The organism is Corynebacterium sp. HMSC070E08 (genome assembly GCF_001808895.1).
Lineage (GTDB): Bacteria > Actinomycetota > Actinomycetes > Mycobacteriales > Mycobacteriaceae > Corynebacterium > Corynebacterium hiratae.
Genome location: NZ_KV794762.1, coordinates 1 through 1,410, shown reverse-complemented (window position 1 = coordinate 1,410; position 1,410 = coordinate 1). Strand labels below are relative to the sequence as shown.

Below are 1,410 nucleotides of genomic sequence, written 5' to 3'. Positions count from 1 at the left end.
CCACACCAGTAGCCGTTATCGGCGTGTGCCCGGATTGCGGGCAGTCAGGTAAGTTACGTGACCACACCACTCGTCGACTCGTTGATCTTCCTGTCGTCGGATTCCCCACTAGGCTGCACGTAACAGTCCCTAGATTCCTGTGCACAGCCGCCTCATGTAAGACAAAGATCTTCCAGGCCTCCTTGGCTTGCACGGATGACGGCTCCAAGCTCACTCACCGGGTCACTCGCTGGATCTTGCAGCGCCTTGCTATTGATCGGATGAGTGTGTCGACTACCGCCAAAGCGCTCGGTGTGGGATGGGATCTGGTCAACCAAGTCTTCCAGCTGGTTTGGAATTAAACCGAGCGATACTTCTTCCGCTTTCTCCGGGCAAGAAGCAACTGTCACCGGATTTCCAGGAGAGAAGGGTAGTGGCCTGATTCGCGACTACGGACAACTGTGGACAATGAGAGCGGAATCCTTCAGCCAGGAACCCAAACTCGACTCTGCTATAACTTAGACACCACGGGCGGACAAAGCGGTTCGCCGGTTTATACCACAGACAACGCTGCCATCGGCATTCACACGCATGGCATCAGTCAGCTCGGCTACCCTGAAAACAGTGCCCTACGTATCAGCCCAAGCATGCTGAATACCTTCAATGACATTAAGGAGATCCAAAACAATGCAGCCACCGATCCCGGTTCCAGCTCAGGTTCAAGCTCTCATTAATAACCCCAGTAATCTTCTCGGACTCATTGGTACCGTTCTGGGCATTATTTCCCTCGTTGTTGGAATCAGTGTAGGCCAAGGTCTCCCCGACGATGAGCAGCAGAAGCCCAATGCAGAAGACTCAACGATTCAGGTTGTAACCTCCAGTGGTAACCCGGCAGGCGAATGTAGGCTTATTGGTCTTTCGCAGGAAAAGGTACACACGACTAATGCCAATGGCGTGTACTTCTACGCGTTGGAACCTGGTTCACATACCATCAATGCATCTTGTTCGGGGCTTTCCAGCCTTTCCTCCGCGCGAGCGCTCGAGGGTAGTCAGGAAGTAACTGTCAATGACGAGCCGGTAATGGTAAAGATTGTTGTTAAGTAGATTGGCCCTAACTTCCTTGGTTCTCAAGAGCTAAGAGAAACACGCGTGTGCCCCCGGGAAAACTCCTCGGGGTACACGCTTTTCAATGAACCACGCCTAATTAGAGAGGGAACCGTACCTTCGTACGCGCCCGTATGAGAAGCTGGCGCATGTAATGACCTCAGCAAAACAGCATTTTCAAGCGAATGAACGCTTTTAAACCTCTGCCCCAAGAGCACCAAACGCTTATCTGCATGTGTTTGCGCGGGCAGTTGGCTGTAAACGCGTAAAGACCCCATCATCTTCAATGCACATTGAGGTTACCCTCGTTTAGTGGACACCCTATTT

Annotated in this window: 1 protein-coding gene and 1 pseudogene; both read left to right on the top strand. The window is 52.1% G+C overall.

Annotation, left to right across the window (positions count from 1 at the left end):
* Positions 1-320, top strand: a pseudogene (locus HMPREF2526_RS12920) (transposase family protein); the annotation flags it as partial.
* A 346-nt stretch (positions 321-666) separates the two neighbouring features.
* Complete coding sequence (locus HMPREF2526_RS07050) at positions 667-1,083, top strand: hypothetical protein (RefSeq protein ID WP_070516658.1); 417 nt, start codon at positions 667-669, stop codon at positions 1,081-1,083.
* The last annotated feature ends 327 nt before the right edge of the window (positions 1,084-1,410 follow it).